Annotated in this window: 37 protein-coding genes and 1 pseudogene; 33 read left to right on the top strand and 5 right to left on the bottom strand. The window is 63.8% G+C overall.

Features of this window, described 5'->3' with window-relative positions; all coding sequences use genetic code 11:
• The 29 genes and pseudogenes from QMX81_RS14560 to QMX81_RS14420 all read left to right on the top strand — a co-directional run.
• Window positions 1-120, top strand: a pseudogene (locus QMX81_RS14560) (elongation factor Tu); the annotation flags it as partial.
• 333 nt (window positions 121-453) lie between these two features.
• Complete coding sequence (rpsJ, locus tag QMX81_RS14555) at window positions 454-765, top strand: 30S ribosomal protein S10 (protein WP_010341589.1); 312 nt, start codon at window positions 454-456, stop codon at window positions 763-765.
• An 11-nt stretch (window positions 766-776) separates the two neighbouring features.
• On the top strand, window positions 777-1,427 hold the full coding sequence (gene rplC, locus QMX81_RS14550) for a 50S ribosomal protein L3 (RefSeq protein ID WP_019186145.1): 651 nt from the start codon (window positions 777-779) through the stop codon (window positions 1,425-1,427).
• A 12-nt stretch (window positions 1,428-1,439) separates the two neighbouring features.
• Window positions 1,440-2,045, top strand: coding sequence for a 50S ribosomal protein L4 (gene rplD, locus QMX81_RS14545; protein ID WP_282262482.1), 606 nt, complete (start codon window positions 1,440-1,442; stop codon window positions 2,043-2,045).
• The gene (rplW, locus tag QMX81_RS14540) at window positions 2,042-2,341 is read left to right on the top strand and encodes a 50S ribosomal protein L23 (protein ID WP_019186147.1); all 300 of its coding nucleotides are present in this window, start codon (window positions 2,042-2,044) and stop codon (window positions 2,339-2,341) included. Before rplD ends, rplW begins: the two co-directional genes overlap by 4 nt.
• Window positions 2,342-2,351: 10 nt before the next feature.
• On the top strand, window positions 2,352-3,179 hold the full coding sequence (gene rplB / locus QMX81_RS14535) for a 50S ribosomal protein L2 (protein WP_017355408.1): 828 nt from the start codon (window positions 2,352-2,354) through the stop codon (window positions 3,177-3,179).
• A gap of 6 nt (window positions 3,180-3,185) precedes the next feature.
• The gene (gene rpsS, locus QMX81_RS14530) at window positions 3,186-3,455 is read left to right on the top strand and encodes a 30S ribosomal protein S19 (protein WP_019186148.1); all 270 of its coding nucleotides are present in this window, start codon (window positions 3,186-3,188) and stop codon (window positions 3,453-3,455) included.
• Between the two features lie 12 nt (window positions 3,456-3,467).
• The gene (gene rplV, locus QMX81_RS14525; protein WP_017355410.1) at window positions 3,468-3,803 is read left to right on the top strand and encodes a 50S ribosomal protein L22; all 336 of its coding nucleotides are present in this window, start codon (window positions 3,468-3,470) and stop codon (window positions 3,801-3,803) included.
• Window positions 3,804-3,820: 17 nt separating this feature from the next.
• Window positions 3,821-4,555 (top strand): 30S ribosomal protein S3, encoded by a 735-nt coding sequence (rpsC, locus tag QMX81_RS14520; protein WP_121042874.1) that lies wholly within the window; start codon window positions 3,821-3,823, stop codon window positions 4,553-4,555.
• A 5-nt stretch (window positions 4,556-4,560) separates the two neighbouring features.
• Entirely contained in the window at window positions 4,561-4,974 is a 414-nt protein-coding gene (gene rplP / locus QMX81_RS14515) for a 50S ribosomal protein L16 (RefSeq protein WP_019186150.1), read from the top strand.
• The gene (rpmC, locus tag QMX81_RS14510; protein ID WP_019186151.1) at window positions 4,974-5,159 is read left to right on the top strand and encodes a 50S ribosomal protein L29; all 186 of its coding nucleotides are present in this window, start codon (window positions 4,974-4,976) and stop codon (window positions 5,157-5,159) included. Before rplP ends, rpmC begins: the two co-directional genes overlap by 1 nt.
• Before the next feature lie 11 nt (window positions 5,160-5,170).
• Window positions 5,171-5,440 (top strand): 30S ribosomal protein S17, encoded by a 270-nt coding sequence (gene rpsQ, locus QMX81_RS14505; RefSeq protein ID WP_121042876.1) that lies wholly within the window; start codon window positions 5,171-5,173, stop codon window positions 5,438-5,440.
• Between the two features lie 13 nt (window positions 5,441-5,453).
• Window positions 5,454-5,822 (top strand): 50S ribosomal protein L14, encoded by a 369-nt coding sequence (rplN, locus tag QMX81_RS14500; RefSeq protein WP_017355415.1) that lies wholly within the window; start codon window positions 5,454-5,456, stop codon window positions 5,820-5,822.
• A gap of 16 nt (window positions 5,823-5,838) precedes the next feature.
• Window positions 5,839-6,156 (top strand): 50S ribosomal protein L24, encoded by a 318-nt coding sequence (gene rplX / locus QMX81_RS14495; protein WP_017355416.1) that lies wholly within the window; start codon window positions 5,839-5,841, stop codon window positions 6,154-6,156.
• 11 nt (window positions 6,157-6,167) lie between these two features.
• On the top strand, window positions 6,168-6,710 hold the full coding sequence (rplE, locus tag QMX81_RS14490) for a 50S ribosomal protein L5 (RefSeq protein ID WP_019186154.1): 543 nt from the start codon (window positions 6,168-6,170) through the stop codon (window positions 6,708-6,710).
• Between the two features lie 18 nt (window positions 6,711-6,728).
• Window positions 6,729-7,034 (top strand): 30S ribosomal protein S14, encoded by a 306-nt coding sequence (gene rpsN / locus QMX81_RS14485; RefSeq protein WP_121042878.1) that lies wholly within the window; start codon window positions 6,729-6,731, stop codon window positions 7,032-7,034.
• A gap of 241 nt (window positions 7,035-7,275) precedes the next feature.
• Window positions 7,276-7,674, top strand: coding sequence for a 30S ribosomal protein S8 (gene rpsH, locus QMX81_RS14480; protein ID WP_019186156.1), 399 nt, complete (start codon window positions 7,276-7,278; stop codon window positions 7,672-7,674).
• An 18-nt stretch (window positions 7,675-7,692) separates the two neighbouring features.
• Window positions 7,693-8,220, top strand: a complete 528-nt coding sequence (gene rplF, locus QMX81_RS14475) for a 50S ribosomal protein L6 (RefSeq protein WP_121042880.1) — start codon at window positions 7,693-7,695, stop codon at window positions 8,218-8,220.
• Window positions 8,221-8,252: 32 nt separating this feature from the next.
• Entirely contained in the window at window positions 8,253-8,606 is a 354-nt protein-coding gene (rplR, locus tag QMX81_RS14470; protein WP_121042882.1) for a 50S ribosomal protein L18, read from the top strand.
• 158 nt (window positions 8,607-8,764) lie between these two features.
• On the top strand, window positions 8,765-9,304 hold the full coding sequence (gene rpsE / locus QMX81_RS14465) for a 30S ribosomal protein S5 (RefSeq protein WP_121042884.1): 540 nt from the start codon (window positions 8,765-8,767) through the stop codon (window positions 9,302-9,304).
• A complete protein-coding gene (gene rpmD, locus QMX81_RS14460) occupies window positions 9,297-9,488 on the top strand; it encodes a 50S ribosomal protein L30 (protein ID WP_121042886.1) in 192 nt (63 codons plus the stop codon). The genes rpsE and rpmD overlap by 8 nt, the downstream gene beginning before the upstream one ends.
• A 4-nt stretch (window positions 9,489-9,492) precedes the next feature.
• Window positions 9,493-9,936 carry a 50S ribosomal protein L15 gene (gene rplO / locus QMX81_RS14455; RefSeq protein WP_121042888.1) on the top strand — a complete coding sequence of 148 codons (444 nt, stop codon included), beginning with the start codon at window positions 9,493-9,495 and terminating at the stop codon, window positions 9,934-9,936.
• Window positions 9,937-9,939: 3 nt separating this feature from the next.
• Window positions 9,940-11,295, top strand: coding sequence for a preprotein translocase subunit SecY (secY, locus tag QMX81_RS14450; protein WP_019186162.1), 1,356 nt, complete (start codon window positions 9,940-9,942; stop codon window positions 11,293-11,295).
• 345 nt (window positions 11,296-11,640) lie between these two features.
• Complete coding sequence (rpsM, locus tag QMX81_RS14445) at window positions 11,641-11,997, top strand: 30S ribosomal protein S13 (RefSeq protein ID WP_019186163.1); 357 nt, start codon at window positions 11,641-11,643, stop codon at window positions 11,995-11,997.
• Between the two features lie 12 nt (window positions 11,998-12,009).
• Window positions 12,010-12,399 (top strand): 30S ribosomal protein S11, encoded by a 390-nt coding sequence (rpsK, locus tag QMX81_RS14440; RefSeq protein ID WP_017355427.1) that lies wholly within the window; start codon window positions 12,010-12,012, stop codon window positions 12,397-12,399.
• A gap of 14 nt (window positions 12,400-12,413) precedes the next feature.
• Entirely contained in the window at window positions 12,414-13,043 is a 630-nt protein-coding gene (rpsD, locus tag QMX81_RS14435) for a 30S ribosomal protein S4 (RefSeq protein ID WP_019186164.1), read from the top strand.
• A gap of 54 nt (window positions 13,044-13,097) precedes the next feature.
• Entirely contained in the window at window positions 13,098-14,096 is a 999-nt protein-coding gene (gene rpoA, locus QMX81_RS14430; RefSeq protein WP_121042890.1) for a DNA-directed RNA polymerase subunit alpha, read from the top strand.
• A 201-nt stretch (window positions 14,097-14,297) separates the two neighbouring features.
• The gene (rplQ, locus tag QMX81_RS14425; RefSeq protein ID WP_121042892.1) at window positions 14,298-14,684 is read left to right on the top strand and encodes a 50S ribosomal protein L17; all 387 of its coding nucleotides are present in this window, start codon (window positions 14,298-14,300) and stop codon (window positions 14,682-14,684) included.
• A gap of 315 nt (window positions 14,685-14,999) precedes the next feature.
• A complete protein-coding gene (locus tag QMX81_RS14420; RefSeq protein ID WP_070426690.1) occupies window positions 15,000-15,509 on the top strand; it encodes a disulfide bond formation protein B in 510 nt (169 codons plus the stop codon).
• A 115-nt stretch (window positions 15,510-15,624) separates the two neighbouring features.
• Here QMX81_RS14420 and QMX81_RS14415 read toward each other — a convergent pair whose 3' ends face one another.
• Entirely contained in the window at window positions 15,625-17,751 is a 2,127-nt protein-coding gene (locus QMX81_RS14415; RefSeq protein WP_282262454.1) for a TonB-dependent receptor, read from the bottom strand.
• 214 nt (window positions 17,752-17,965) lie between these two features.
• Here QMX81_RS14415 and QMX81_RS14410 point away from each other — a divergent pair, with 214 nt between their 5' ends.
• Together QMX81_RS14410 and QMX81_RS14405 are read left to right on the top strand one after the other, a co-directional pair.
• The gene (locus QMX81_RS14410) at window positions 17,966-19,357 is read left to right on the top strand and encodes a 3-deoxy-7-phosphoheptulonate synthase class II (protein ID WP_121042896.1); all 1,392 of its coding nucleotides are present in this window, start codon (window positions 17,966-17,968) and stop codon (window positions 19,355-19,357) included.
• A 65-nt stretch (window positions 19,358-19,422) separates the two neighbouring features.
• Window positions 19,423-20,607, top strand: a complete 1,185-nt coding sequence (locus QMX81_RS14405) for a mechanosensitive ion channel family protein (RefSeq protein WP_282262451.1) — start codon at window positions 19,423-19,425, stop codon at window positions 20,605-20,607.
• Window positions 20,608-20,634: 27 nt separating this feature from the next.
• On the opposite strand, the gene QMX81_RS14400 is transcribed toward QMX81_RS14405, so the two are convergent.
• Genes QMX81_RS14400 through typA form a run of 3 tightly spaced genes read right to left on the bottom strand, consistent with a single transcriptional unit; the run spans window position 20,635 to window position 24,654 of the window.
• Window positions 20,635-22,251 carry an amidase gene (locus QMX81_RS14400; protein WP_282262445.1) on the bottom strand — a complete coding sequence of 539 codons (1,617 nt, stop codon included), beginning with the start codon at window positions 22,249-22,251 and terminating at the stop codon, window positions 20,635-20,637.
• A gap of 55 nt (window positions 22,252-22,306) precedes the next feature.
• Complete coding sequence (locus QMX81_RS14395; protein ID WP_121042900.1) at window positions 22,307-22,792, bottom strand: DUF2127 domain-containing protein; 486 nt, start codon at window positions 22,790-22,792, stop codon at window positions 22,307-22,309.
• A 14-nt stretch (window positions 22,793-22,806) separates the two neighbouring features.
• Window positions 22,807-24,654: a translational GTPase TypA gene (gene typA, locus QMX81_RS14390; RefSeq protein WP_121042902.1), complete on the bottom strand. Its 1,848-nt coding sequence runs from the start codon at window positions 24,652-24,654 to the stop codon at window positions 22,807-22,809.
• Window positions 24,655-24,983: 329 nt separating this feature from the next.
• Between typA and QMX81_RS14385 the strand changes: the two genes are divergently transcribed.
• Together QMX81_RS14385 and QMX81_RS14380 are read left to right on the top strand one after the other, a co-directional pair.
• Window positions 24,984-25,478 carry a peptidylprolyl isomerase gene (locus QMX81_RS14385; protein WP_121042904.1) on the top strand — a complete coding sequence of 165 codons (495 nt, stop codon included), beginning with the start codon at window positions 24,984-24,986 and terminating at the stop codon, window positions 25,476-25,478.
• A 63-nt stretch (window positions 25,479-25,541) separates the two neighbouring features.
• Entirely contained in the window at window positions 25,542-26,528 is a 987-nt protein-coding gene (locus QMX81_RS14380; RefSeq protein WP_282262443.1) for a malate dehydrogenase, read from the top strand.
• A 44-nt stretch (window positions 26,529-26,572) separates the two neighbouring features.
• Here QMX81_RS14380 and QMX81_RS14375 read toward each other — a convergent pair.
• On the bottom strand, window positions 26,573-26,840 hold a 268-nt coding region (locus QMX81_RS14375), incomplete at its 5' end, for a hypothetical protein (RefSeq protein WP_282262441.1).

The raw sequence follows: 26,840 nt of genomic DNA, 5'->3' as shown, positions 1-26,840 counted from the left end.
AACGTGAAGATGGTTGTCACCCTGATCAACCCGGTCGCCATGGATGAAGGCCTGCGCTTCGCGATTCGCGAAGGCGGCCGTACCGTCGGCGCCGGCGTGGTCTCCAAGATCATCGCGTAATCTGCTAGAATCTGCGCCCCGATGTTGCCTGGGTAGGGCATCGGGGTGTAACCAAACGGGAAAAGAGGCGCAGGATGCTCCTCGTGTTCCCCAGACCAGGAAGGGTCGCGCCATTCAGGCTTTGTCAACAGTACCCCTGTTGACTGCCAACTTGTATGCGCGCTATACTTTTTGTCTGGGCAGATCGGGAGACCGGTCTGCCTCGATTTTTGAGGTCTACGGAAAGATCTTGTCGCCGCGCAGGAATGTGCGGCGTCTGCATTCAGGATATTCATGGGACAAGGCAACCCAGAGGCCTTGTCCGTCGCTCTTTTAACGAAGGAACCCACCGTCATGGCGGACCAAAAGATCCGGATTCGGCTGAAGGCGTTCGATCATCGTTTGATCGACCGTTCGGCCAGCGAGATCGTAGAAACGGCAAAGCGGACCGGCGCGCAAGTGCGTGGCCCGATCCCCCTGCCGACCAAGATCGAGCGTTACACCATTCTCGTCTCGCCGCACGTCGATAAAGACGCGCGTGACCAGTACGAGACCCGCACGCATAAGCGCGTGCTCGATATCGTTGACCCGAACGACAAGACCGTGGACGCGCTGATGAAGCTCGAACTGGCTGCCGGCGTCGACGTTCAGATCAAGCTGACCTGAGGACTACGACCATGACGAAGAAATATTCGTTGGGCTTCGTGGGCCGCAAGGCTGGCATGAGCCGCGTGTTCACCGAAGATGGCCAGGCCATCCCGGTAACCCTGATTGAAGCTACCCCGAACCGCATCGCGCAGATCAAGACCGTCGAAGCTGACGGCTACAGCGCCGTGCAGGTGACCGTCGGCGCGCGTCGCGCTGCCCTGGTCAACAAGCCGGAAGCCGGTCACTTCGCCAAGGCGAAGGTCGACGCGGGCCGTGGCCTGTGGGAATTCCGCGTTGAAGACGCGCAGCTCGGCGATTTCGCCGTTGGCGGCGAAGTCAAGGCGGACATCTTTGAAGTTGGCCAGAAGGTCGACGTCCAGGGTGTCACCAAGGGTAAGGGCTTCCAGGGCACCATCAAGCGCTACAACTTCCGTATGGGCGATGCAACCCACGGTAACTCGCTGTCGCATCGCGCGCCGGGTTCCTTGGGCCAGCGCCAGACCCCGGGTCGTGTTTTCCCGGGTAAGAAGATGTCCGGCCACATGGGTTCGGTGCAGCAGAGCACCCAGAACCTTGAAGTGGTGAAGGTCGATGTCGAACGTGGTCTGATCGCAATCCGTGGTGCCGTTCCGGGCGCAGCGGGTGGTGACGTGATCGTTCGTCCGGCTAGCAAGGCATAAGGAGAGATGACGATGGAACTCGTTATCACGGGTAGCAACAACAAGGTCTCGGTCTCCGATGCCGTGTTCGGTCGCGATTTCAGCGAAGATCTGGTTCACCAGGTCGTCGTTGCTTACCGCAACGCCGGTCGCGCCGGCACCAAGGCACAGAAGACTCGCTCTGAAGTGGCTGGTACCACCAAGAAGTCGAAGAAGCAGAAGGGCGGCGGCGCGCGTCATGGCGCACTGACGGCTCCGATCTTCATCGGCGGCGGTGTCACCTTCGCGGCCAAGCCGCGCAGCTTCGAGCAGAAGGTCAACCGCAAGCAGTACCGTGCAGCCATGTGCGCGATCCTGTCCGAGCTGAACCGCCAGGGCCGTCTGACGATCGTGGAGTCCTTCGATGTCGAAGCGACCAACACCAAGTCGTTGATCGCCAAGCTGGCCGGCCTGGAAGTGGGCAAGCGTCCGCTGATCGTCACCGAAGATGCTTCCGAGCACCTGTACCTGTCGGCGCGCAACGTTCCCTACGTGGAAGTGCGTGACGTGCAGGGCCTGGACCCGGTGTCGCTGGTCGGTGCCGACACGGTCGTCATCACCGCTGATGCGGTCAAGAAGGTCGAGGAGTGGCTGGCATGAGCAGCAACGAAAAAGTCTTCAGCGTGCTGCGCGCTCCGCGAGTCTCCGAAAAGACCGCGCGCCTGCAGGAACATTCCAACCAGTATGTCTTCGAAGTTTCGAACGAAGCCACCAAGGCCGATGTAAAGGCCGCGGTTGAGCAGCTGTTCGACGTCAAGGTCGAGTCGGTCAACGTGCTGAACGTGAAGGGCAAGAACAAGTCCTTCCGTAACCGCACCGGCCGCCGCGGCGATTGGCGCAAGGCGTACGTGCGTCTCGCCGATGGCCAGTCCATCGATGTAACGGCCAAGGCCTGAGGTCCATCCCATGCCATTGATGAAATTCAAACCCACTTCTCCCGGCCGTCGTTCGGCCGTGCGCGTGGTCACGCCCGATCTGCACAAGGGCGCGCCGCATGCAGCGCTGCTGGAGCCGCAGAGCAAGTCCGGTGGTCGTAACCACCACGGCCGCATCACCACCCGTCACGTGGGCGGTGGTCACAAGCAGCACTACCGAGTCATCGACTTCAAGCGCAACAAGGAAGGCATTCCGGCGCGCGTGGAACGCATCGAATACGATCCGAACCGCACCGCCCATATCGCCCTGCTGTGCTACGTCGACGGCGAACGCCGCTACATCATCGCACCGAAGGGCCTGAAGGCCGGTGACCAGGTGATCGCGGGTTCGGATGCGCCGATCAAGACCGGTAACACGCTGCCGCTGCGCAACATCCCGGTCGGTACCACTGTCCACGGCATCGAACTGAAGCCGGGCAAGGGTGCTCAGATCGCGCGTGCCGCCGGCGCTGCCGTGCAGCTCGTCGCTCGTGAAGGTATCTACGCCACCCTGCGCCTGCGCTCGGGTGAAATGCGTAAGGTGCCGGTCGAGTGCCGCGCCACCATCGGTGAAGTCGGTAACGACGAACACAACCTGGAAAAGCTGGGCAAGGCTGGCGCCAAGCGCTGGCGTGGTGTCCGCCCGACCGTTCGTGGTGCTGCCATGAACCCGGTTGACCATCCGCACGGCGGTGGTGAGGCGAAGGCCGGCCAGGGCAACCCGCATCCGGTCACCCCGTGGGGTGTCCCGACCAAGGGTTACAAGACGCGCCATAACAAGCGCACCCAGCAATTCATCGTCCGCGATCGTAGGGGCTAATCGACCATGGCACGTTCACTCAAGAAGGGCCCGTTTGTCGATCACCACCTCATCAAGAAGGTGGAAGCCGCTGCGGGTAGCAAGAAGCCGATCAAGACCTGGTCGCGCCGTTCGATGATCCTGCCGGAAATGGTAGGCGTCACCATCGCCGTTCATAACGGTAAGAACCACGTTCCGGTGCTCGTCAACGAGAACATGGTCGGCCACAAGCTCGGCGAATTTGCCATCACCCGGACCTTCAAGGGTCACGGTGGTGACAAGAAGTCGGGCAAGTAAGGAGAGATGACAATGGAAGCGAAAGCAATCCTGCGCTCCGCGCGCATCTCTGCGCAGAAAGCCCGCCTGGTCGCTGACCAGGTGCGCGGCCTGCCGGCCGAGCGTGCGGTCAACCTGCTGAAGTTCTCGGACAAGAAGGCTGCCCACCTGATCAAGAAGGTGGTGGAGTCGGCTATTGCAAACGCCGAGAACAACCAGGGCGCCGACGTCGACGAGCTGAAGGTACAGACCATCATGGTAGATGAAGGTCCGACCCTGAAGCGTTTCATGGCGCGGGCGAAAGGCCGCGGCACCCGCATCCTCAAGCGCACCAGCCACATCACTGTGGTTGTGGGCGCCGGCAAGTAAGCGGAAAGGAAAACACCATGGGTCATAAAGTTCATCCGATTGGTATCCGCCTCGGCATTTCCAAGGACTGGAACTCCAAGTGGTACGCCAACAAGGCCGAGTTCGCTGGTTATCTGGCAGCCGACCTGAAGGTGCGGGAAATGCTGCGCAAGAAGCTTGCGCAGGCCGGCATCAGCAAGATCCTGATCGAGCGTCCGGCAAAGACCGCTCGCGTGACGATCCACACCGCCCGTCCGGGCGTGGTGATCGGCAAGCGCGGTGAGGACATCGAGAAGCTGCGCAAGGAAGTGAGCGAAATGATGGGCGTCCCGGCGCACATCAACGTCACCGAAGTGCGTAAACCCGAGCTGGACGCACAGCTGGTTGCCGAGTCGATCGCGCAGCAGCTTGAGCGTCGCATCATGTTCCGCCGCGCGATGAAGCGTTCGGTCGGCAACGCGATGCGCCTCGGTGCCCTGGGCATCAAGGTCAACGTCGGTGGCCGCTTGAACGGCGCAGAAATCGCCCGTTCGGAGTGGTACCGCGAAGGCCGCGTGCCGCTGCATACGCTGCGTGCCGACATCGACTATGGCTTCGCTGAAGCCAAGACGACCTACGGCATCATCGGCATCAAGGTCTGGATCTACAAGGGCGAAGTCTTCGATTTCTCCCAGGTTGGCCAGGAAAAGCAGGACGACTCCCCGCGCAACGATCGTAACGATCGCGGCGACCGCGGTGACCGTCCGTCGCGCCCGGCTCGTGAAGCGAGGTAACGACAATGTTGCAACCCAAGCGAACCAAATACCGCAAGGTACACAAGGGCCGTAACGATGGTCTGAGCTGGAGCGGCAACGCTGTCAGCTTCGGCGAATACGGCCTGAAGGCAACCGCTCATGGTCAGCTGACCGCGCGTCAGATCGAAGCGGCTCGCCGCTCGATCAGCCGCTACGTCAAGCGCGGCGGCAAGATGTGGATCCGAGTGTTCCCCGACAAGCCGATCACCAAGAAGCCCATCGAAGTCCGAATGGGTTCTGGTAAGGGCAACGTGGAGTACTGGGTAGCCCAGATCCAGCCCGGCCGCATGATCTATGAAATCGAAGGCGTCGCAGAAGACGTGGCACGTGAGGCGTTCCGCCTGGCTGCCGCCAAGCTCTCCGTGACCACCACTTTCGTGACCCGGACGGTGCTCTGATGGATATCAAACAACTTCGCGAAAAGTCGGCTGACGACCTGAAGAGCCACCTGATCGACCTGCGTAAGGAGCAGTTCTCGCTCCGTATGCAGCAGGTCACTGGCCAGCTGCCGAAGACCCACGAAACCCGCCGGGTTCGCCGCGAGATCGCTCGCGTCAAGACCCTGCTCGGCAGCACCAAGTAAGGATGGCCGCGATGAGCGATAACAACGACAGCAAGACGCTGCGCACGGTCGAAGGCCGTGTCGTCAGCAACAAGATGGACAAGACGGTCACCGTGTTGGTGGAGCGCCTGGTCAAGCACGCCCTGTACGGCAAGTACATCAAGCGTTCGACCAAGCTGCACGCACACGACGCCGACAACACCTGCAACGAAGGTGATGTCGTTCGTGTGACCGAGATTGCTCCGATGTCCAAGACCAAGAACTGGCGCGTGGTGGAAGTCATCACGCGTGCGGTTCAATAAGGAGATCTGACTCATGATCCAGATGCAGAGCTACCTCGAAGTCGCGGACAATTCCGGTGCCAAGGAAGTGATGTGCATCAAGGTGCTCGGCGGCTCCAAGCGCCGCTACGCGCACATTGGCGACATCATCAAGGTCACCGTGAAGGATGCAATCCCGCGCGGCAAGGTCAAGAAGGGTGAAGTGTTCGACGCCGTCGTGGTGCGTACCCGCAAGGGTGTGCGTCGCGCCGATGGTTCGCTGATCCGTTTCGATGCCAACGCCGCGGTCCTGCTCAACAACAAGCAAGAGCCGATCGGTACCCGCATCTTCGGACCGGTGACGCGTGAACTTCGTTCCGAGAAGTTCATGAAGATCGTCTCGCTCGCTCCCGAAGTGCTGTGAGCGACAGGAGATAATCATGGCTAACCGTATCAAGAAGGGCGACCAGGTTGTCGTCAACACCGGCAAGGACAAGGGCAAGCAGGGCGAAGTCGTCCGCGTCGACGGCGATCGTGTGATCGTCGCCAACGTGAACATCGTCAAGCGCCACACCAAGCCGAACCCGCAGGCAGGCGTTGCCGGCGGCGTGGTCGAGCGTGAAGCGTCGATCCATATCTCCAACGTGAATGTGCTGAACCCGGCTTCGGGCAAGGGCGAGCGCGTTGGCTTCAAGGTGCTGGAGGATGGACGCAAACTGCGTGTGTTCCGCTCCAGCGGTGAGGCGCTCGACGCCTGAGGAATGAGCAGATGAATTCCCGTCTCGAAAAGTTTTACAAGGAAGAAGTGGTGCCGGCGCTGATGAAGCAGTTCGGCTACACCAATCCGATGCAGGTTCCGAAGCTGGTCAAGGTCACCCTGAACATGGGTGTCGGCGAAGCAGCCACGAACAAGAAGATCCTGGAAAATGCCGTCGCCGACATGGCCAAGGTCTCCGGTCAGAAGCCGATCGTGACCAAGTCCCGCGTCTCGGTGGCATCGTTCAAGATCCGCGATGGTTGGCCGATCGGCTGCAAGACCACGCTGCGTCGTGAAAAGATGTACGAGTTCATGGACCGTCTGATCAACATCTCGTTGCCGCGCGTGCGCGACTTCCGTGGTGTCTCGGGTCGTTCCTTCGACGGTCGTGGCAACTTCAACATGGGTGTGAAGGAACAGATCATCTTCCCGGAAATCGACTTCGACGCTGTCGACGCGATCCGCGGCATGGATATCGCCATCACCACCACCGCCAAGACCGATGCGGAAGCGAAGGCGCTGCTCGCAGCGTTCAAGTTCCCGTTCCGTAACTGATACGTCGAGGAATCCGAAATGGCAAAGACCTCCATGGTCAACCGCGACCTCAAGCGTGCGAAGCTGGCCGTCAAGTACGCCGGCAAGCGTGAAGAGCTGAAGAAGATCATCTCCAGCGCGACCGCGTCGTACGACGAAAAGGCCGAGGCCGTCATCAAGCTGCAGAAGCTGCCGCGCGATTCGTCGCCGAGCCGTCACCGCAACCGTTGCGAGCTCTCGGGCCGCCCGCGTGGCGTGTACAGCAAGTTCGGCCTGGGCCGTAACAAGCTGCGCGAAGCCACCATGCGTGGTGACGTGCCGGGCCTGCGCAAGGCCAGCTGGTAAGGGATTCGTCCCTTCAACTGCCCGGTGCCTTCATGGCGCAGGGCAGGGGAGAGGGGCCGGTTTTCCGGCTCTGATCCCGGATTAAGGGAGCCCGACGCAAGTCGGGCTCTTTTTGCCGTATACTCCCGCGTCTTGCTCGCCCGCAAGGCGTGAGCAGTGTGTGAAGACGGGCCCTGGCCCATTCCAGGTAGACACAAGATTTTCGCGAAAGCGGATATCGGTGCACTCAAAGGTATCGACTATGAGCATGACTGATCCCATCGCCGACCTGCTGGTACGCATCAAGAATGCGGCCGCGGTTGGCAAGCAGACGGTGAAAGCACCGTCCTCCAAGATCAAGGTGGCAATCGCAGAGGTGTTGAAGGCCGAAGGCTACATCACCGATCTGCGCGTGACCAAGATCGAGAACAACAAGGCCGAGCTTGAAATCGTCCTGAAGTATTTCGAGGGCAAGCCGGTCATCGAGACCCTGAAGCGCTTCTCGCGTTCGGGTCTGCGCCAGTACCGTGGCAAGTCCGAGCTGCCGAAGGTCCTCAACGGCCTGGGTATCTCCATCATCTCCACCTCCAAGGGCATCATGACTGATGCGCAGGCGCGCCAGTTGGGCGTCGGCGGCGAAGTCCTGTGCTTCGTGGCCTAAGGCGAGAAGGAACCAACTATGTCCCGCGTAGCCAAGAAGCCAGTCAACCTGCCCAAGGGCGTTGAACTGAACATCCAGCCGGAATCCGTCAGCGTGAAGGGCCCGAAGGGCACCCTGTCGCTTGCCAAGGTTGCTGGCGTTGAAATCACTGTCGACAACGGCGTTGCCACCCTGGCCGCCAACGATGCCTCGCTGGTTGCCCTCACCGGCACCGTGCGCGCCATCCTGGCCAACATGGTCAAGGGCGTCACCGACGGCTTCGAGCGCAAGCTTGAGCTGGTCGGCGTCGGCTACCGTGCTGCCATGCAGGGCAAGGATCTGAACCTGTCGCTCGGGTTCTCGCATCCGGTCCTGTTCGTGGCGCCGGAAGGCATCACCATCTCGACCCCGACCCAGACCGAAGTGCTGGTCCAGGGCACCGACAAGCAGCGCGTTGGCGAAGTTGCCGCCAAGATCCGTGGCTTCCGTCCGCCGGAGCCCTACAAGGGCAAGGGTGTGAAGTACGCCGGCGAAGTCATCATTCGTAAGGAAGCCAAGAAGGCCTAATTCAGGTCCTCAGCTTTCCAAGGAAAAAGATCATGAACAAGAACATCGCTCGTCTGCGTCGTGCCAAGTCGACCCGTGCACACATCCGTGTGCTCGGCGTGCCGCGCCTGTCGGTGCTGCGCACCGGCCAGCACCTGTACGCCCAGGTCTTCACCGCCGATGGCTCCAAGGTGCTGGCTTCGGCCAACACCACCCAGGCCGACGTCAAGGAAGGCTTGAAGAACGGCAAGAACAGCGACGCCGCCACCAAGGTCGGCAAGCTGGTCGCCGAGCGCGCCAAGGCTGCGGGCATCGAGAAGGTCGCTTTCGACCGCTCGGGCTACCGCTACCACGGTCGCATCAAGGCACTGGCTGATGCAGCCCGCGAAGGCGGCCTGCAGTTCTAAGGGATAAGGAAGCGGGGCTGGTCCCCGCTTCCGCCTGCCTGCCGGCGCGGGTTGCGCCGGGCGACGTCCTTCTTCTGCAGGGGCGCTCGATCCACCGCTTCATTTCACAGCTATAAGCGGCATTGAGCCGTACATACTCAATCAATCAAGGAATCAACATGGCAGAAGAACGTCAGCAGCGGGGTCGCGATCGCGATCGCCGCGAAGAGAAAGTCGACGACGGCATGATCGAAAAGCTGGTCGCGGTCAACCGCGTCAGCAAGACCGTCAAGGGCGGTCGCCAGTTCACCTTCACCGCACTGACCGTGGTCGGTGATGGCGCAGGCAAGGTTGGCTTCGGTTATGGCAAGGCGCGTGAAGTGCCGGTCGCGATCCAGAAGTCGATGGAACAGGCTCGCAAGAACCTGGCTAATGTCGATCTGAACAACGGCACGTTGTGGCACCCGGTGAAGTCCGGCCACGGCGCAGCTCGCGTGTTCATGATGCCGGCCTCCGAAGGTACCGGTGTGATCGCCGGTGGTGCCATGCGCGCCGTCCTGGAAGCCGTTGGCGTCAAGAACGTGCTGGCCAAGGCCGTCGGCTCGCGCAACCCGATCAACCTGGTTCGCGCCACGCTGAAGGGTCTGAGCGAAATGCAGTCGCCGGCCCGCATCGCGGCCAAGCGCGGCAAGAAGGTGGAGGATCTCAACCATGGCTAATGACACCACCAAGACCATCAAGGTCCGTCTGGTTGGCGGCCTGCGCGGCGCCCAGGCACGTCACCGCCTGTCGGTGAAGGCGCTTGGCCTCGGCAAGCTCAATAGCGTACGTGAACTGAAGGACAGCCCGCAGGTTCGCGGTCTGATCAACAAGGTCCACTACCTCGTCAAGGTTGAGGAATAATCCAATGACCATGCATCTCAATGAACTGAGCCCGGCACCGGGCGCTCGTAAAGAGCGTACCCGCGTCGGTCGTGGTATCGGCTCCGGCCTGGGCAAGACCTGCGGCCGCGGCCACAAGGGTTCGTTCGCCCGTAAGGGTGGCGGCAAGATCAAGGCAGGCTTCGAAGGCGGCCAGACCCCCATGCAGCGTCGTCTGCCGAAGGTCGGTTTCCGTTCCAAGATCGCCAAGGACACCGCTGAAGTGCTGTCCTACCAGCTTGAGCGTCTGGAAGCTGGCGAGATCGACTTTGCCGCGCTGCGCGCTGCCAAGCTGGTCCCGAGCACCGCTAAGCGTGCCAAGATCGTCATGAAGGGTGGCCTGACCAAGGCATTCACCCTGAAGGGCGTCGCTGCAACGGCCAGTGCCAAGGCCGCGATCGAAGCTGCCGGCGGCAGCGTACAGGAGTAAGACATGGCGCAAGCTGGCATTGGTAACCTCGGCGGCGGGCTCGGCAAGTTCACGGAACTCCGCCAGCGACTGCTGTTCGTCATCGGGGCATTGATCGTCTACCGCATCGGCTGTTATGTGCCGGTGCCTGGCGTCAATCCCGATGCCATGCTTGCGCTCATGCAGGCGCAGGGCGGCGGCATCGTGGACATGTTCAACATGTTCTCGGGCGGCGCCCTGCACCGTTTCAGCATTTTCGCGCTGAACGTGATGCCGTACATCTCGGCATCCATCGTGATGCAGCTGGCGGTCCACATCTTCCCGGCATTGAAGTCGATGCAGAAGGAAGGTGAATCGGGTCGTCGCAAGATCACCCAATATTCCCGCATCGGCGCCGTGTTGCTGGCGGTGGTGCAGGGCGGCAGCATCGCGCTGGCGCTGCAGAACCAGGTCTCCCCGGGCGGTGCCCCGGTCGTCTACGCACCGGGCATGGGCTTCGTGCTCACCGCCATCGTCGCCCTGACCGCCGGTACCATCTTCCTGATGTGGGTCGGTGAGCAGGTCACCGAGCGCGGCATCGGCAACGGTGTGTCGCTGATCATCTTCGCCGGCATCGTGGCCGGCCTGCCGGGCGCGGTCATCCACACCGTGGAAGCCTACCGCGACGGCAACATGAGCTTCATCGCCCTGCTGCTGATCGTGCTGGTGGTGCTGGCCTTCACCTACTTCGTGGTGTTCGTCGAGCGCGGCCAACGCCGCATCACGGTGAACTACGCACGTCGCCAGGGTGGCCGCAACGCGTACATGAACCAGACCTCGTTCCTGCCGCTGAAGCTGAACATGGCGGGCGTGATCCCGGCCATTTTCGCCTCGAGCATCCTGGCATTCCCGACGACGCTGGCCATGTGGTCCGGCCAGGCCAGTTCGGCCACGTGGCTGCAGAAGGTCGCCAACGCCCTCGGGCCAGGCGAGCCGCTGCACATGATCGTGTTCGCCGCGCTGATCAGTGGTTTCGCGTTCTTCTACACCGCGCTGGTGTTCAACTCGCAGGAAACCGCCGACAACCTGAAGAAGTCGGGCGCGCTGATTCCGGGCATCCGTCCGGGCAAGGCCACCGCCGACTACGTGGATGCCGTGCTGACCCGCCTGACGGCCGCCGGTTCGCTGTACCTGGTGATCGTCTGTCTGCTGCCGGAAATCCTGCGCACCCAGCTCGGCGCCTCGTTCTACTTCGGCGGCACCTCGCTGCTGATCGTGGTGGTGGTGGTGATGGACTTCATTGCCCAGATCCAGGCGCACCTGATGTCGCACCAGTATGAGAGCCTGTTGAAGAAGGCCAACCTGAAGGGCGGCAACCGCGGCGGTTTTGCCCGCGGCTGATTGACCTGTTACACTAGTCTTCTTGTTGCGAAGGCCCTCCGGTTCCCGGACTGGCCTTCCAAATCGAAGGGCGGCCCCTGCAGCGGTTTCGGGTGGGGGTGTGATGTGGTGGTCCTGCGCGGGAGTAGCGCGGGCGGCGGCGGGGGCAACCTCTGCAGTCAACGACATCCGGCGCCGGAGCATGGGCACACTCCCCACGCCGGGTCCATGGAACCTTCAGGTTCCACGGGCTTCCCAGTAAACCGAGACCTTGATAGAATCGCTAGTTCACTTTTTTGATCCATCCTGCCGGATTGGCGCGCCCATGGTGCGCTGTCGGCCATCACTCAGCTGGAGAACCGCGTCATGGCGCGTATTGCAGGCGTCAACCTGCCAGCCCAGAAGCACGTCTGGGTCGGGTTGCAAAGCATTTACGGCATCGGCCGTACCCGTTCGAAGAAGGTCTGCGACGCCGCAGGCGTGACCTCGACCACCAAGATCCGCGATCTGTCGGAGCCGGAAATCGAGCGTCTGCGTCTCGAAGTCGGCAAGTACATCGTGGAAGGCGATCTGCGCCGTGAAATCGGTATCGCGATCAAGCGCCTGATGGATCTGGGCTGCTACCGCGGTCTGCGTCACCGTCGCGGTCTGCCGCTTCGTGGCCAGCGCACCCGTACCAACGCCCGCACCCGCAAGGGCCCGCGCAAGGCGATCAGGAAGTAAGGGACCTAAGAAATGGCTAAGCCCGTCGCTAAGACCAAGAAGAAGATCAAGCGCGTCGTCACTGACGGCGTCGCCCACGTCCACGCTTCTTTCAACAACACCATCGTGACCATCACCGACCGTCAGGGCAACGCTCTGTCGTGGGCGACCTCCGGTGGCGCTGGCTTCCGCGGTTCGCGTAAGTCCACCCCGTTCGCTGCCCAGGTGGCTGCCGAGAAGGCCGGCCGTGCCGCGCTCGACTACGGCGTCAAGTCCCTGGAAGTCCGCATCAAGGGCCCGGGTCCGGGTCGTGAGTCGGCCGTGCGCTCGCTGAACAACGTGGGCTACAAGATCACCAACATCATCGACGTGACGCCAATCCCGCACAACGGGTGCCGTCCGCCGAAGAAGCGTCGCGTCTAAAGGAGCGATAAGAAATGGCTCGTTATATCGGTCCTACCTGTAAGCTCGCCCGCCGCGAAGGCGCCGACCTTTCCCTCAAGAGCCCGGCCCGTGCGCTGGACTCCAAGTGCAAGCTGGAGCAGAAGCCCGGCCAGCACGGCGCCACTGCCCGTAAGGGCAAGCTGTCCGACTACGCTACCCAGCTGCGTGAAAAGCAGAAGGTCAAGCGTATCTACGGTCTGCTGGAGCGTCAGTTCCGCAACTACTACAAGAAGGCCTCGACCAAGAAGGGCAACACCGGCGAGAACCTGCTGCAGTTGCTGGAAACCCGTCTTGACAACGTCGTTTACCGCATGGGCTTCGCAGTGACCCGTCCGGCTGCCCGTCAGCTGGTCTCGCACCGCGGTGTCACCGTGAACGGCAAGTCGGTCAATCTGGCTTCGTACCAGGTCAAGGCTGGCGACGCCGTCGCTCTGTCCGAGAAGGCTGCCAAGCAGCTGCGCGTCCAGGAAGCCCTGACCGTGTCTGCTACGCATGACCTGCGTCCGTCGTGGGTTGAAGTTGATTCCGGCAAGTTCGCCGGCATCTTCAAGGCCGTGCCGGATCGTTCGGACCTGCCTGCGGATATCAACGAAGCGCTGATCGTCGAGTTGTATTCGAAGTAATTCACATTGGAGAACCTCCGGGTCACACCGGAGGTTCGCAGGAGAACCCGCAACATGACGGTTACCGCCAACCAGGTTCTGCGTCCTCGCGGTCCGCAGATCGAACGCCTTACCGATACCCGCGCCAAGGTCGTCATCGAACCCTTGGAGCGTGGTTACGGGCATACGCTGGGCAACGCCCTGCGTCGCGTGCTGCTGTCGTCCATCCCGGGCTTCGCCATCACGGAAGTCGAAATCGATGGCGTACTGCACGAGTACACCACGCTTGAAGGCTTGCAGGAGGACGTGCTGGAAGTCCTGCTCAACCTGAAGGATGTGGCCATCCGCATGCATACCGGCGACAACGCTACGCTGTCGCTGTCCAAGCAGGGTCCGGGTGTCGTTACCGCTGCTGATATCAAGATTGACCATAACACCGAGATCCTCAATCCGGCTCATGTGATCTGCCATCTCACCAAGGATGTGGCGATCAACATGCGTCTGAAGGTCGAGCGCGGTTTCGGCTACCAGCCTGCTGCTGCTCGTCGTCGCCCGGATGAAGAAACCCGTGCCATCGGCCGCCTGGTCCTGGATGCGTCGTTCTCGCCGGTCCGTCGCGTCGCCTATTCGGTGGAAGCGGCCCGCGTGGAACAGCGTACCGATCTGGACAAGCTGGTGCTGGACATCGAGACCAACGCGACGATCGATGCCGAGGAAGCCGTGCGCACTGCCGCCGACATCCTCAGCGATCAGCTGTCGGTCTTCGGTGACTTCACCCACCGCGACCGCGGTGCGGCGAAGCCGGCCAACAACGGCGTGGATCCGGTGCTGCTGCGCCCGATCGACGATCTGGAGCTGACCGTGCGTTCGGCCAACTGCCTGAAGGCAGAGAGCATCTATTACATCGGCGATCTGATCCAGAAGACCGAAGTGGAGCTGCTCAAGACCCCGAACCTCGGCAAGAAGTCGCTGACCGAGATCAAGGAAGTCCTCGCACAGCGCGGTCTTTCGCTCGGCATGAAGCTGGAGAACTGGCCGCCGGCCGGTGTCGCCCAGCACGGCATGCTCGGCTGATCCAGCGCTACGCAAGATGCTTGACCCCGCACCTTCGGGTGCGGGGGCTTCACCCGCAACACCCCGCACCGACAGGTCGATAGCCTGCGGTGACGGCCAGCCAGGACGGCTGGCACCGGACCATCCGCAGTCCAAGCAGCAACGCCAGGATGGCGACAGCGATACCCAACCGATCCAACATTCACTTCAGGAATCACCGTCATGCGTCATATGAAGTCCGGTCGTAAGTTCAACCGCACCAGCGCCCATCGCGAAGCAATGTTCAAGAACATGGCCGCGTCGCTGTTCAAGCACGAGCTGATCAAGACCACCCTGCCGAAGGCCAAGGAACTGCGCCGCGTTGCCGAGCCGCTGATCACCCTGGCCAAGGTTGATTCGGTTGCCAACCGTCGTCTGGCGTTCGCTCGCCTGCGCGACAATGAAGCCGTCGGCAATCTGTTCACCACCCTGGGCCCGCGTTACGCGAGCCGTCCGGGCGGTTACCTGCGTCTGCTGAAGTGCGGTTTCCGCGCTGGCGACAATGCGCCGATGGCCTACGTGGAGCTGGTCGATCGTCCGGCTGCTGTGGCTGAAGCCGTCGAAGAGTAATCTTCGAGCTGTACCTGTTATTCGGTGAAGAACCCGGCCTTGTGCCGGGTTTTTCCGTTTCTGGGGTTTGATGGCGGCAACGCCTGCACACATGGTCGGTGCGCAGGGGGTAAAGCAAAGCATGTGGCGGTCGCGGTGCGTGGGTAGTGCCGGCCGCTGGCCGGCTCCTCAGTACCGTCGCTGCGTTGGGGTGGTTCCGCTTGATGTACGGAACATGCTGTCCGGTCCGCTGCGCCGATGGTCGGCAGGTGCGCATGGACGTGGGCGGTCACGGCCCTGCTAATCTTGGGGCCTGGACTTTCACGAGTGTTGGCAATGAATCCATTGCGTTGGAGTTTCCGCGCCCAGTTCCTGTTGGGGTTTCTGGTCTGCGCGGCGCTGTTGGGGTATGCGATCTTCCTGCAGTTGAAAATGGGGCTGGAGCCGTGTCCGTTGTGCATTTTCCAGCGGATTGCATTCGCGGCATTGGGGCTGCTGTTCCTGATCGGAGCGCTGCATGGTCCGCGTGATCCGGCCGGGCGGAAGACGTATGGGGTGCTGGCCTTCATCGCGGCCGCGGTCGGTATCGGTATTGCCGGGCGCCATGTGTATGTGCAGTTGCTGCCGCAGGACATGGGCTCGAGCTGTGGGCCGCCGCTGAGTTTCCTCAGTGAGACGATGGGGCCGTTCGAGGTGTTCCGCACCGTGCTGACCGGTACCGGCAACTGCGGCAACATCGATTGGCAGTTCCTGGGCCTGACGATGCCGATGTGGAGCCTGGTGTGGTTTGCGGCATTGGCGGTGTGGGCGCTGGTGACGGCGTTCCGTGCCCGTCGCCGCCACTGAGGCGTTTCTCAACTCAGTGACCTCGGCCTGGCCACGCAACGCGTGCCAGGCCGGGTGCTGCGATCAGGTCTGGATGCTGCTGATCTGATTGAATGGCAGGGCTTTCTCGCGAAGCTCAGAAGTCCTGCTGCAGGCTGAGGTAGGCGCCGCGGCGCGGACCCCATTGCGGGGCGAAGACGCCGATGCCGCCGCCGTCGCGCAGTTGGTAACTGCGGTCCAGTGCGTTGACCAGGGCGAGCTGTGCATGCAGTGGGTGGCCGCTGTCGGCGTTGAAGTCGTGGCCGGCGCTGAGGTTGAGCTGCAGGTAGGCGGGGAGTTCGCCGCCGTTGGGGATGCCATCGGCATCCGAGCGCAGGCCGCTGCCGAACACGTAGTCGGCGCCAAGACGGTTGTGCCCGGCGAAGGCGTAGCTGATGCCGCCGGACGAGGTCAGTTTCTGGTCGTGGTCCAGATGGATCCAGTTGTTCTGGACGTAGGCCAGTGCCTCGGGATCGAGGTTGTACTGGCCGGTGATGACCTGCTTGCCCATGGCCTTGTTGTAGGCGGCATTGACGTAGGCGCTGAGCGGGCCGTTGCTGTAGTCGGCGCTGAATTCCACGCCGTGGATGTGGCCGAGGCGATAGTTGAAGGTGGAGTAGATGTAGGCGGCGCCGAACTGGCCTTCGTCCTGCAGGCGGTCGACCTTGCGGTCGTAAGCGTCCAGGCCCAGGGTGAGGTGTTCGCCCACCTGCTGGGAGACGCCGATGTCGTAGTAGTCGCTGCGCTCGGACAGCGGCGTGGTGCTCCCCCCGGTCGGTTGCTGGTTGGTGGTGCCGTCGTAGAGCGCGATGTCGCTGCTGGCCACCAGTTCGCTGGCCGGCGGGGTGAAGTAGCGCGAGTACCCGGCGTGCACGGTGGTGCTGTCGGTGGCGTTCCAGACCACGCCCACCCGCGGGCTGAGCTGGCCTTCGGTGCCGCCGAACGCCTTGTAGCGGTCACCGCGCAGGCCGTAATTGACCGTCCAGTCCTCGCCGAGGCGCCATTCGTCCTGCAGATAGACCGCGGTGGTGGTGGCGTTGAAGGCGCTCGCCTCCGGAATGCGCAGGGGCGTGGTGCTGGCCTGCTGGCCGTCGGCGTCGACCGGGAACACCCAGGTGTCGCTGCCGGAGCGGGCGCGCTCGGCGTTGACGTACAGGCCGTAGCGCAGCGTGTGGTTTTCACCGAGCGGGGTGGAGAAATCGGCCTGCACGGTGTTGGCGCGGTTGCTGCGTTCCACCTGTGAGGCGACGCCGTTGAAGATCAGATCGCCGGCGAGGTCCGGGTTGAAGGACAGGTCGCTGTACCGCTGCCCGGCCGAAACCTGGTAGGCGGTGCTGCCCAGCGCACCCTGCAGCACCAGCATGCCGAAGCGGGTGGTCTCGCGCTGGGTTTCGTCCAGCGCGGCGGAGTCCGCAGTGACCGTATCCAGGTAGCCGAACTGCGGGGTCTGGCCAGGGTTGACCGGGATCTGGAAGCGGTTGTTGGAGAACCCGGCGAACAGGCTCAGGCGGGTGTCGTCGTTGATCAGATAGGTCAGGTCGGCGAATGCCTTGCCCTGGTGGGTGTCATCGTGGTCCGGCCTGCGCGAGGCGGTGGGGTTTTCCATGCCGACCTGGTTCTGGTCGTAGTTGCCGGTCAGATACCAGCTCCAGCGGCCCTGGCTGCCCCACCACGAGGCGTTGGGGTTGACCTTGCCGTAGGAGCCGGCAGTGAGGCCGGCGCTGCCGCCATCGCCCAACTCGGCGCCGCTGCGGGTGGTGATGTCCACCACAGCGGCCGTGCGCTCGCCGAACTGCGCCGGTAGCGCACCGTCCATCAGGCGGATGCTCTTGATCGCGCGGGCATCCAGGGTCTGGCCGAAGCCGGAGATCGATTCGGGCAGCAGGACGCCGTTGAGCCGGTACTGGAGGTTGGCATGGTCGCCGCGCACGTGGACGCCGCCGTAGGAGTCCTGGACCACGCCCGGGGCCTGCAGCAGCACCTGGTTCAACGGGGTGGAGGCGCCCAGCGGCAGGTTCTGGATGTCTTCGGCGGTGATCTGGTACTGGCTGCTGCCGATATCCGGCGACAGCGCATTGCGCGCCTGGTCGAGTTTGGCGCTGACCGTGACCGCATCCAGCTCGGTCACCGCAGGGGCGGCGGTGGATGGGGTGGCGGCGAGGGCGGGCAGGCCGGTCAGGGCCAGGGAAACAGCGATACCGGTAGCAAGCAGGGAGGGCTTCATGAGGATGGCTTGGCTGGGCAAAGGGAGGAGGGGCCGGCCTGGCAAGTGTTACTCCGTAACAAATCATGCGCCTGTCCGATGCCGCTGGAGCATGCGCGATCTGGCCGATCGTGGTGTCCTTTCTTCAGCGTTCAGCCTCCGGGCACGGGCCCGCCCCTTTGCGCCGGGGGCGCGCTCTGCGACCATGACCGGCCCCACACCCCGGAAGTCCGTGATGAGCCTGTCCGCCCCGCCTGTAGCCGATCCCGCCGCGACCGCTGTCGACGCTGCCTGGTCGCCGGAGAGCTGGCGTGGCAAGCCGGCGCTGCAGATGCCGACCTACCCGGACCCGCTGGCACTTGATGCCGCCCTGCACGAACTGAAGCGGTTGCCGCCGCTGGTGACCTCCTGGGAAATCCTGGCGCTCAAGCAGCAGCTGGCCGATGCCCAGGAAGGCAAGCGCTTCCTGCTGCAGGGCGGTGACTGCGCGGAGAATTTCAGCGACTGCGAATCCACCACCATCTCCAACCGGCTCAAGGTGCTGCTGCAGATGAGCCTGGTGCTGGTGCACGGCATGCGCAAGCCGGTGATCCGGGTCGGGCGTTTCGCCGGGCAGTACGCCAAGCCGCGCTCGGCCGATACCGAAACCCGCGACGGCCTGACCCTGCCCAGCTATCGGGGTGACGTGATCAATGCGCCGGAGTTCACCGAGGCCGCCCGCCTGCCGGACCCGCGCCGGATGCTGCAGGCGCATGCGCACTCGGCGATGACGATGAACTTCGTGCGGGCGCTGATCGATGGCGGCTTCGCCGATCTGCACCACCCCGAATACTGGAACCTGGAATGGGTGCGGCACTCGCCGCTGGCCACCGATTACCAGAAGATGGTGTCCTCGATCGGCGATGCGGTGCGTTTCATGGAAACCCTGTCCGGCACGCAGGTGTACAACCTCAACCGGATCGATTTCTACACCTCGCACGAAGCGCTGCTGCTGCCCTACGAACAGGCGTTGACCCGCCAGGTGCCGCGCCAGCAGGGCTGGTTGAACCTGAGCACGCATTACCCGTGGATCGGCATGCGCACCGCCGCTCTCGATGGCGCACACGTGGAGTATCTGCGTGGCGTGCGCAACCCGATCGCGATCAAGGTGGGCCCGTCGGTGCAGCCGGACCAGCTGCTGCGCCTGATCGATGTACTCAATCCCGAGGACGAACCGGGCCGCCTGAGCTTCATCCACCGCATGGGGGCGGCACAGATCGCCGAAAAACTGCCGCCGCTGTTGAATGCGGTCAAGCGCGATGGCCGGCGCGTGCTGTGGGTGTGCGATGCGATGCATGGCAACACCGAGAGCACCAGCAACGGCTACAAGACGCGGCGTTTCGACAACGTGCGTGGCGAGGTCGAGATGTCCTTCGACCTGCACGCTGCGGCCGGCACCCGGCTGGGCGGCGTGCATCTGGAGCTGACCGGTGAGGACGTGACCGAATGCACTGGCGGTGCGCGTGAGCTGACCGAGCGCGACCTGGAACGCGCGTACCGCTCGTCGGTGGATCCGCGCCTGAACTACGAGCAGTCGCTTGAAATCGCGATGGCGATCGTGCGCAAACAGGCGCACTACGCCGACTGATACCGGTGCGTGTCCTCGACACGCACCTTACATTCGCCTGACACGATGGTCATGGTGGCACCGGCATGCTGTGCACTTCCTTCCGAAGAACACAGGAGCGTGCAGTGACCGTGGACTGGCAGCAGGCAGCGCTGTATCTATGGCCGATCTCGATCGCACTGGCGATCGGGATCAGCGGCTGGTGGTTGTTGATGGCGTTGACGCGGCGGCTGAAAGACCGCGACTACCGCCGCGCCCGCATCGCGCGCGTGATCAGCCGACCGCTGGCGTTTGCCCTGCCGCTGTTGCTGTTGATTCCCGCACTCGAAGCGACGCCGCTGCAGGAGCACCGGCTTGAACAGGCACTGCGGCTGCTGCACATCGGTGTGACCGGCTGCGTCATCTGGCTGCTGGTGCGGGCCGTGGCCGCGGGCGAGCAGGCGATCCTGCGCGACCATCCGATGGAGGTGGCCGACAACCTCGAAGCGCGCCGCATCCAGACCCAGACCCGGGTGCTGAGCCGCGTGTTGATGGGCGCGATCATCCTGGTCGGCGTCTCGCTGATCCTGCTCACCTTCCCGATGGTGCGCCAGATCGGCACCGCGCTGCTGGCCTCGGCCGGCATCATCGGCCTGGTCGCCGGTATCGCGGCCAAGCCGGTGTTCGGCAACCTGATCGCCGGCCTGCAGATCGCCTTGACCCAGCCGATCCGGCTGGACGATGTGGTGATCGTCGAGGGCGAGTGGGGCCGGGTGGAAGAGATCAACAGCAGCTACGTGGTGGTGCGGATCTGGGATGCGCGACGCATGGTGGTGCCGCTGACCTGGTTCATCGAACACCCGTTCCAGAACTGGACGCGGCGCAGCGCCGATCTGCTCGGCACCGCCTTCCTGTGGCTGGATTACACCGCGCCGATCCCGGCGATCCGCGCCGAACTGGAGCGCATCTGCAACGGCGAGGCGCTGTGGGATGGCCAGGTCTGCGTGACCCAGGTGACCGAGACCAGCGAACACACCCTGCAGGTGCGTCTGCTGGTGAGCGCACGCAACTCCGGCGATGCCTTCGATCTACGCTGCATCGTGCGCGAACGCATGCTCGATTTCCTCGCCCGCGAACATCCTCAGTCGTTGCCGCGCACCCGCGCCGAGCTCAATCAGGAGGCCGCGCCGATGCGCCGCGCGCGTTCGCAGCCGGCCGAGGACGTGCGTTCGCCCGGTGCCGAAGATGGTGAGCCGGCGGTCCTGCCAGACCCGGGTGACGTATCCCGGTAATGCCGGCCGTTGGCCGGTACGCGCCTCTCAGGGTGCAATGCCGTTGGTCAGCAGGCTGTCGGTCTGGAGCCGCGGCGGGCGACGCGCGCGGGTGCGCTGTTCGTAGGCGTAGCCCAGCTCGATCAGCCGTGGTTCGCTCCAGGCGGTCCCCATGAACAGCAGCCCCAGCGGCAGCCCGTTCACGTGCGCCATCGGCACGGTCAGGCTGGGGTACCCCGCCACCGCGGCCGCGCTGTAGCTTTCACCCGGGAAGTCATCGCCGCGGCCGGGCCGGATCGGCCAGGCCGTCCCGGTGGTCGGTGCCACCAGCGCATCGAGGTTCTGCTCGCGCAGCACTGCATCGATGCCGTCCGGGCCGGCCAGCCGGCGCGCATCGCTGCGTGCGCGGATGTACGCCGGGGTGCCCAGGCCGCCCATGGTGGCGGCGGTGTCCATCAGGTCCTGATCGAACAGCGCCAGTTCCTTGCCCGCATGCTGCCGGTTCCACGCGATGACGTCGTCCAGCGTGCGCACCGGCGCCTGGTAGGTGGTGAAGTAGCGCTGCAGCCCAGCCTTGAACTCATGCATCAGCACGATCTGCTCAGCCTCCTGCCACTGGCCCCGGGTCGGCAACTGCACCGGCACCACGGTCGCGCCCGCGTCGCGCAGCACGGCCACGGCATGCTGCAGGGCCGGGGCGATGCCCGGCTTCTGCAGCAGGTCGCCATACAGCACGCCGATCCGCGCACCGCGCAGGCCATCGGCGTTCAAGCGCGAGGTGTAGTCGTACACGGCGCGCCCCGGCATGGTGGCGGTAGCCGGGTCAGCCTCGTCCCGGCCGGCCATGGCGGTCAGCAGGGCGGCCGCATCGGCCACGCTGCGCGTCATCGGGCCGGCGGTGTCCTGGCTGAAAGAGATCGGGATGATGCCTTCGCGGCTGACCAGTCCCACGGTCGGCTTCAAGCCGACCACGCCGTTGACCGCGGCCGGGCAGACGATGCTGCCGTCGGTCTCGGTGCCGATCGCGGCCACCGCCAGATTGGCCGAGACCGCCACCGCGCTGCCACTGCTGGAGCCGCACGGGTTATGGCTGAGCCGGTAGGGATTGCGGGTCTGGCCGCCGCGCGCGCTCCAGCCGGAGATCGACTGGCTGGAGCGGAAGTTGGCCCACTCACTGAGGTTGGTCTTGCCCAGGATCAGCGCCCCCGCCGCGCGCAGCCGCTTGACCAGGAACGCATCGTCGGGGCGGAAGCCTTCCAGCGCGAGCGAACCGGCCGTGGTGCTCATGGGGCTGGCGCCGATGTTGTCCTTGAGCAGCAGCGGGATGCCGTGCAGCGGGCCGCGCAGCTGCCCTTGGCGGCGCTCGGCGTCCAGCTGGGCAGCTTCGCGCAGCGCATCGGGATTGAGCTCGATCACCGCGCGCAGGCGCGGGCCGGCCCGGTCGAGGCGGGCGATGCGGTCCAGGTAGGCGCGGGCCAGAGTGACGCTGTCCAGCTCGCCGCTGGCCATCCGCGCTTGCAGCGCGCTGATGTCGGCCTCGGCATAGGCGAAGGGCAGCGCTGCGGTCGGTGAGGGCGTGGGCGATTCGCGGGCATGCAGAGGCGCCGGGCCCGGGCTGCAGCCGGCCAGTGCGATGAGCATCAATGACGTCAGTGTCAGGCGCATGCCTGTTCCCCCGAACCGGCCGACAGGCTAACCAGCACAGGCGGCGCTTGGCAACTCAAGCCGCGTTGGCGATCGTGCCGTGGCGTTTGCGGATATCGCGGGCGAGTACGCCGACCACGATCAGATTGATCACCAGCACCGACCACGAGGCCCAGCCCGGATGGCGGAGAATGGCGTAGATATCGAACGGCAGGTAGATGCCGGCGGTGACGCAGCCCAGCCAGGAAGCCCAGGCTTTGGCGCGCCAGAGGCCCCAGGCCTCGAATAAGTGCAGGACGCCGTAGGCGACCATCGCAGCAGCCGCCAGATGCACTGCATCGGGGCTGATCATGTTGAGCAGCGAGGGCAGGGTGCCGTGATCCGGGTCCAGGCTGAACCGGCGGATCAGGGCATTGACCGCATCGCGCAGGGGCTGCGGACCGAGCATTTCCAGCCCGGTCGCAGCCAATAGCGCCAGAACCGCCTTGCTGGCTTCCAGCAAGGCGATCAGGTGAAGCCCCGGATGCTTGTGAGGATCCGGGTTGTAGGGCTTGTCGATCACGACAATGGGTCCGATCAGCCGCCGCGCGAGGCCTTCTTGCGGTCGCTTTCGGTCAGGCCCTTCTTGCGCAGGCGGATTTCCTTCGGGGTGATCTCGACCAGCTCGTCGTCTTCGATGAAGTCCAGGGCCTGCTCCAGCGAGTACTTGATCGCCGGGGTCAGCTGGATCGCATCGTCCTTGCCCGAGGCGCGCATGTTGGTCAGCGGCTTGGTCTTGATCGCGTTGACGGTCAGATCGTTGTCCTTGGAGTGGATGCCGACCAGCTGGCCTTCATACACGTTGTCGCCTTCAGCAGCGAACAGCTTGCCGCGTTCCTGCAGCGGGCCCAGGGAGTACGCCGGGGTGGCACCCGGGGCATTGGCGATCATCACGCCGTTCTGGCGCTTGGCGATCGAACCCTGTTCCTTCGGGCCGTAATGGTCGAACACGTGGAACAGCAGGCCCGAACCCTGGGTCAGGGTCTTGAACTCGTTCTGGAAACCGATCAGGCCACGGGCCGGGATCTGGTATTCCAGGCGCACACGGCCCTTGCCGTCCGGCTCCATGTTCTTCAGCTGGCCCTTGCGGGTGCCCAGCTTTTCCATCACGCCGCCCTGGTGCTGCTCTTCGATGTCCACCACCAGCTGCTCGATCGGCTCCATGGCCTGGCCGTCGATCTGCTTGATGATCACTTCCGGACGCGACACGGCCAGCTCGTAGCCTTCACGACGCATGTTCTCGATCAGCACCGACAGGTGCAGTTCGCCACGGCCGGAGACCAGGAACTTGTCGGCGTCTTCCAGCTGTTCCACCTTCAGGGCCACGTTGTGGACCTGCTCGCGATCCAGGCGATCCTTGATCTGGCGGCTGGTCAGGAACTTGCCACCGGACAGGTCCTTGTTGCCGGCGAACGGCGAGTTGTTGACCTGGAAGGTCATCGAGATCGTCGGTTCATCGACGGTCAGCGCCGGCAGGGCTTCCGGGGTATCCGGGTGGCACAGGGTGTCGGAGATGGTCAGTTCCGGAATACCGGAGATGGCGACGATGTCGCCGGCCTCGGCGGTGTCCTGCTCGATGCGCTCCAGGCCCAGGAAGCCCAGCACCTGCGCGACCTTGCCGTTGCGCTTCTTGCCTTCACGATCGATGACCGCGACCTGCATGTTCTTCTTCAGGGTGCCGCGCTGCACGCGGCCGATGCCGATCACGCCCACGAAGTTGTTGTAGTCCAGCTGGCTGATGCGCATCTGGAAGGGACCTTCCGGGTCCACTTCCGGCATCGGCGCGTGCTGCATGATCGCTTCGTACAGCGGGGTCATGTCGCCGTCGCGCACGGTGTCTTCCAGGCCCGCGTAGCCGTTCAGGGCCGAGGCGTAGACGATCGGGAAGTCGAGCTGCTCATTGGTGGCGCCGAGCTTGTCGAACAGGTCGAAGACCTGGTCGATCACCCAATCCGGACGCGAGCCCGGACGGTCGACCTTGTTGACCACGACGATCGGCTTGAAGCCCATCGCGAAGGCCTTCTGGGTCACGAAGCGGGTCTGCGGCATCGGGCCGTCCATCGCATCGACGAGGATCAGCACGGTGTCGACCATCGACAGCACGCGCTCCACTTCGCCGCCGAAGTCGGCGTGTCCCGGGGTGTCGACGATGTTGATCCGGTTCTTGATACCGGTCTTCTTGTCTTCCCAGGTGATGGCCGTGTTCTTGGCCAGGATGGTGATGCCGCGTTCCTTTTCCTGGTCATTGCTGTCCATCACGCGCTCGGCGAGCACGGTGCGCTCGGAGAGGGTGCCGGACTGCTTGAGCAGCTGGTCGACGAGGGTGGTCTTACCGTGGTCGACGTGGGCGACGATGGCGATGTTGCGAAGATTTTCGATAGACATGCGAAAGGGGGCCAGTCGGCGCCGGATTTGGAAAAAGAAGTCCAACATTATACGGCCAAGATGACCAATCGCGAAAAGTACGTCGCAAGCCTTGCCGGACGGGCATTCAGCTGTGTGAGGGGCGCCTGTCCGGGTGGCCGCGATGATGCAGGAAGCACCATCGCCCCCTGAGTCAGGGGGCTGCCGCGAAGCGGCGGGGGTGTGGGTGCTGGTAAGAGGGGCCCGCGGTTCGCGCAGCGAAGCGTGGGGCGGCAGCGCGCATGCGGTGGTGCATACCACGGGTGTATCCTATGGGGCTAACGACAAACCCCCGTACCCCAAGGATTTGCATGTCCCTCATCGCCACTTTCGACACCACCCAGGGCCCGATCAAGGTCGAGCTGTTCGCCGACAAGGCCCCGCTGACGGTCGCCAACTTCGTCAATCTGGTCAAGCACGGCTTCTATGACGGCCTGGTCTTCCACCGCGTGATCCCGGACTTCATGATCCAGGGTGGCTGCCCCAAGGGCCAGGGCACCGGCGGCCCGGGCTACAAGTTCGAAGATGAAAAGAACGGCGTGAAGCACCAGGTCGGTTCGCTGTCGATGGCCAATGCCGGCCCGAACACGAACGGCAGCCAGTTCTTCATCACCCACATCAAGACCGATTGGCTGGACGGCAAGCACACCGTGTTCGGCCAGGTGCTCGACGGCCAGGCCATCGTGGACTCGGTCAAGCAGGGCGACGTGATCCATTCGATCACCCTGGAAGGCGACACCGACGCCGTGCTGGCCGCCCAGGCCGAGCGCGTGGCGGAGTGGAACAAGCTCATCCCCAGCGCCTGATCCGATCCCGACGGCCCCCTGTGAAGGGGGCCGTTTTTACGATTCTTAGCAGAGGAAATCCCCATGAAAGCACCTGTTCGTGTTGCCGTGACCGGCGCCGCCGGCCAGATCGGCTACGCCCTGCTGTTCCGCATCGCCTCCGGCGACATGCTGGGCAAGGACCAGCCGGTCATCCTGCAGCTGCTCGAGCTGCCAGTCGACAAGGCCCAGGCCGCCCTGCGCGGCGTGATGATGGAACTGGAAGACTGCGCCTTCCCGCTGCTGGCCGGCATGGTCGGTACCGAGGACGCCGAAGTGGCCTTCAAGGATGCCGACATCGCCCTGCTGGTCGGCGCGCGTCCGCGCGGCCCGGGCATGGAGCGCAAGGATCTGCTGCTGGAAAACGCGAAGATCTTCACCGCCCAGGGCGCGGCGCTGAACAAGGTCGCCAAGCGTGACGTCAAGGTGCTGGTGGTCGGCAACCCGGCCAACACCAATGCCTACATCGCCATGAAGTCGGCACCGGATCTGAACCCGCGCAACTTCACCGCCATGCTGCGCCTGGACCACAACCGTGCGCTGAGCCAGCTGTCGACCAAGCTCGGCAAGCCGGTCGGTGGCATGGAGAAGCTGATCGTGTGGGGCAACCACAGCCCGACCATGTACCCGGATTACCGTTTCGCCACCGCCGAGGGTGCCTCCATCGCCGAGGCGATCAACGACCAGGAATGGAACGCCTCCACCTTCATCCCGACCGTGGGCAAGCGCGGCGCGGCGATCATCGAAGCCCGTGGCTCGTCCTCGGCCGCCTCGGCCGCCAATGCCGCCGTCGACCACATCCGTGACTGGGTGCTGGGCAGCAACGGCAAGTGGGTCACCATGGGCGTGCCGTCCGACGGCTCCTACGGCATTCCGGAAGGCGTGATCTTCGGCTTCGCGGTCACCACCGAGAACGGCGAGTACACCCTGGTCAAGGATCTGCCGGTCGACGACTTCAGCCAGAAGTACATCGACAAGACCCTGGCCGAGCTGGAAGAAGAGCGTTCGGGCGTCGCCCACCTGCTGGGCTGATCACTCACACGGGTGGGTGCCGAAGAGAACGGCAGGAGCCGTTCTCAACGGTGCAAAGCGCCGGCCCGAAGGGTGAGCGCCAGGACGGCGCGAATATCGTTGGTCGGTACGAATTGAAAAAACGCCGGGCTTGCCCGGCGTTTTTTTTGTTTCTTCTCCCATAGGCGGTGCAAAGGCGCGTACTGAGTCTTTTCCGCGCGGCGGTCGGTGGGTGGGGCGCTGGCCCCCATACCCTTTCCGGCGAATGTCCTCCGGCGTCGGCCTGCGGCCGCCCCCTCCTCCTTTATTTCGCCTACAAGGGTATGGGGGGGC

The organism is Stenotrophomonas sp. PS02301, from assembly GCF_029959485.1.
Lineage (GTDB): Bacteria > Pseudomonadota > Gammaproteobacteria > Xanthomonadales > Xanthomonadaceae > Stenotrophomonas > Stenotrophomonas maltophilia_Z.
The sequence above is the reverse complement of the archived record's forward strand: the minus strand, read 5'-3'. Positions and strand labels throughout refer to the sequence as shown.